A 3,109-nucleotide genomic window follows, 5' to 3' on the forward strand; every position below is an offset into this window, starting at 1 on the left:
GTTAATCTTTCTTCAGAAACAAGGGTCTCATTTTCAATATTTAGAATAGCGAAAAAGCTACAGTGCCCGAAATGGGCATCTAAAATGTCTTGATTGTCAACAGGGATTGCAATTCTTTTATTCATGATTTTATTATTTATTGGGTTGCGTTTTTATCTATGATGTTTAAATGAAACTCTATTTGCTATGGAAGAAAAATTCCACGCAGAGCTCTCAAATCAATCGCTGACTATGACAAAAGAATAATTCCAAACCTAATTCTTCCAACACTTTAGTGATCAATTGCGAACCTTGCGTGAATTTTGTTTCTAAAACAGATCATTTTGTGGTAAACTAGATGTTAGCAAGAACCTCTTCGTTTTCTTCTTCTCTGACCTCTACCACATGCTGTATTGTTTGGTGCAAGTCTGTTTTGATTTTCATTTTGGGCTTGTTGGTCAATTTCTTCCTGTTTGGAATGACATTTTCCAAGTCCTCTACCAGTTTGTGAACCTTTACCTTCTGGCCCGGTTCTGTCTAATCGTGGCATAACAACCTCCTTTTTTAAGATGATTAAATAGTAATGCGCTCAACAATATTTTGAATACTTGTTGAGTCTTGAATAACGACCATTTGTATGTTTAATTTTTCTAATAACTCTTTAGCTTTTGGACCAAAGTCTCCTGAGATAATCTTGTCAGCCTTTAGTTCAACCATCAATTCAGCAGCTTTTGTTCCAGCTCCATGATTTGAGTCTGCAAAGTCATTTTTTATGAAAGAGCTCCCTTTAGTTTCACTGTCGAATACGCAAAACCACTCGGCTCTACCAAAGCGCTTATCGAATTGAGAAGTCAATTCATTTCCTAAAGATGTAATTACTGTTTTGCTCATGAGTTCTATTTTTGATTGTTTAGTGATTCAATTTGATCCGAAGAACACATGGGACAGATGTTTTGCTTTAAGGTTTTGGGTATGGTAAACCTTGCCTGACAAGCATTGCATATAAACCAACTATCATCCATCTGAGTGTTACCAAATACGGTTCTGATCTCTTTTGTCTCAACAAATGCCTTGGCTATTTTTCGTCTGGCACTTTCGTATATTCTTGCAAATGTTGGCCTCGAAACACCCATGAGTTCTGATGCCTCCTTGTGATTCATTAAATCATAGTCGCTTAGCTTAATGGCTTCATATTCTTCGTAAAGCAATTCGATGTGTTCTTTCGAACTTTTATGTGTCCCGTATGGTTTGTAACCTTTAAACTCTGGCGGGGCTACTACTTTTCTTAGTCTCGTTCTTCTGGGCATAAGGCACTTACTAGTCGTAGTGAGAATATTCTCACTACAAATGTATTGAGAATATTCTCATTATAAAAGAGATTTGATTGTTTTTTTATTCGTATAAATTAAATCCTTCATATTATCGGGGTCGTATTTGTGTCTATTCTTTATCTAGAAAACCTCTATATTTTAGCTAATCATCAGGAGAGGCTTTTATTGTTGGATAATTGGTCTATTTTTGCAAAAAATATTTGAACTAGATTCTATAATAATCGATTCAAATATTCAATATAAGAATAATAGAAAGTAAGAGATGATTGATTTAATTGCATTTGATGCAGATGATACATTATGGGGTAATGAGAATTACTTTTATCAAACCCAGAATGAATATGCTCAAATACTAAGTGATTATGGGTGTAAAGAGGCGGTTTTAGAGCGATTACATTCTACCGAGATTAAGAATTTGAAGCTGTATGGTTATGGCGTTAAATCATATACACTTTCGATGATAGAGGCAGCATTGAGCTTATCCTTTAGAGAAGTTCCTGGTGAGTTGGTTGGAAAAATTCTGGCCTTAGGAGCTAAGATGTTGACAGAACCCGTTCAGCCTATGAATCATGTTCAGCAGGTTCTTGAACAATTGTCTCAGAATCATGATTTGATTACCATTACTAAGGGTGATCTATTGGATCAGAATAGAAAGATGAAGAAATCAGGCTTGGCTAAATACTTCTCTGATGTAATTGTTGTCAGTGAAAAAGATGATGCAGCCTATCAGCAAATCATTGACGGCAGACAGATTAAAGCGGAGAATTTCCTGATGATTGGTAACTCTATGAAATCGGATATTCTACCTGTACTTAATATTGGTGGTTTTGGGGCGCATGTTCCTTATGAGTTTACCTGGGAACATGAGAAACTAGCCGACCCTGTGCAGCACGAAAACCTATTTGAACTTAAGGACATGAGAGAAATCTTAGACTTGAAATTCTTCAATTAGAAGCAAGTAAGATATAATAGTGTAAGATCCCTGTTTCGTTGAAGCAGGGATCTTTTTTTTTGAAGAATATATGGTTTAGAAGAGCATTAAATCTTTGACCTGTTCTTGATAGTTTCGTCCACTGATTATTTTAGACGCTTTTTGATTGTTTAGTTTCACAACAAAACGTCCTCCCATATATCTTTTAATTTCTTTGATATAAGATAAGTTTACAATACACGATCGTTGTATCCTTACAAATTTCTCATCTAACTTCTCCGAAAGGTAATTCAAGCTGTGATCAATCACATATTCTTTCCCTCCAGTTGTGTGTATGCTAACATATTTATCTTCGGCTGTAAAATGTGATATCTCATCCAAGCTTACAAAAATGACCCGATCAGCAATTTTTACTGGTATAGAGCTTATTTCTTTCTTCGAAATTTGCTTAAGTTGCTGCGAAAGAAACGTTTCGAGTTCACTTTGCCTATTTTCTGTTTTAAATAGATGCAGTTTGTTAATTGCTTTCTCAAGTCTATCCTCCTTTACTGGTTTCAGAAGATAATCGATACTTGATGTTTCAAAGGCTTGCAAAGCATATTCATCATGAGCTGTACAAAAAATGACAATAGGTTGGTGATGAATTGCCTGCAGAACTTCAAAGCCTGATTTACCAGGCATTTGGATGTCTAGAAAAATTAAATCTGGTTTCAATCTCTCAATCATTTCAATGGCTTGATTCCCATTACGAGCTTCACCAATAATTTCAATTTTGTCAGCATAAGGCAGTAGCATTTTCTTAAGGCGTTCTCTGGCTAGTGCTTCATCGTCTATAAGTAGTGTTGTGTATTTTGATATCATTTTTAGA

Annotated in this window: 5 protein-coding genes; 1 reads left to right on the forward strand and 4 read right to left on the reverse strand. The window is 35.3% G+C overall.

Annotated elements, in window-relative coordinates; translation table 11 throughout:
* Positions 1 to 340 precede the first annotated feature (340 nt).
* The 3 genes from ABY905_RS15540 to ABY905_RS15550 are packed head-to-tail and all read right to left on the reverse strand — an operon-like array spanning position 341 to position 1,286.
* Positions 341 to 529 carry a DUF5320 domain-containing protein gene (locus tag ABY905_RS15540; protein WP_372645521.1) on the reverse strand — a complete coding sequence of 63 codons (189 nt, stop codon included), beginning with the start codon at positions 527 to 529 and terminating at the stop codon, positions 341 to 343.
* Between the two features lie 23 nt (positions 530 to 552).
* Positions 553 to 870, reverse strand: coding sequence for a NifB/NifX family molybdenum-iron cluster-binding protein (locus ABY905_RS15545; protein ID WP_372645523.1), 318 nt, complete (start codon positions 868 to 870; stop codon positions 553 to 555).
* 5 nt (positions 871 to 875) lie between these two features.
* A complete protein-coding gene (locus ABY905_RS15550; RefSeq protein WP_372645525.1) occupies positions 876 to 1,286 on the reverse strand; it encodes a DUF134 domain-containing protein in 411 nt (136 codons plus the stop codon).
* Between the two features lie 286 nt (positions 1,287 to 1,572).
* Here ABY905_RS15550 and ABY905_RS15555 point away from each other — a divergent pair, with 286 nt between their 5' ends.
* A complete protein-coding gene (locus tag ABY905_RS15555; RefSeq protein ID WP_372645527.1) occupies positions 1,573 to 2,262 on the forward strand; it encodes an HAD family hydrolase in 690 nt (229 codons plus the stop codon).
* A 75-nt stretch (positions 2,263 to 2,337) separates the two neighbouring features.
* On the opposite strand, the gene ABY905_RS15560 is transcribed toward ABY905_RS15555, so the two are convergent.
* Positions 2,338 to 3,109, reverse strand: a 772-nt coding sequence (locus ABY905_RS15560) for a LytR/AlgR family response regulator transcription factor (RefSeq protein ID WP_372645529.1), incomplete at its 5' end; no start/stop codon positions are given.

Origin of the sequence: Ancylomarina sp. (assembly GCF_041555295.1) — a bacterium.
Classification (GTDB): domain Bacteria; phylum Bacteroidota; class Bacteroidia; order Bacteroidales; family Marinifilaceae; genus Ancylomarina.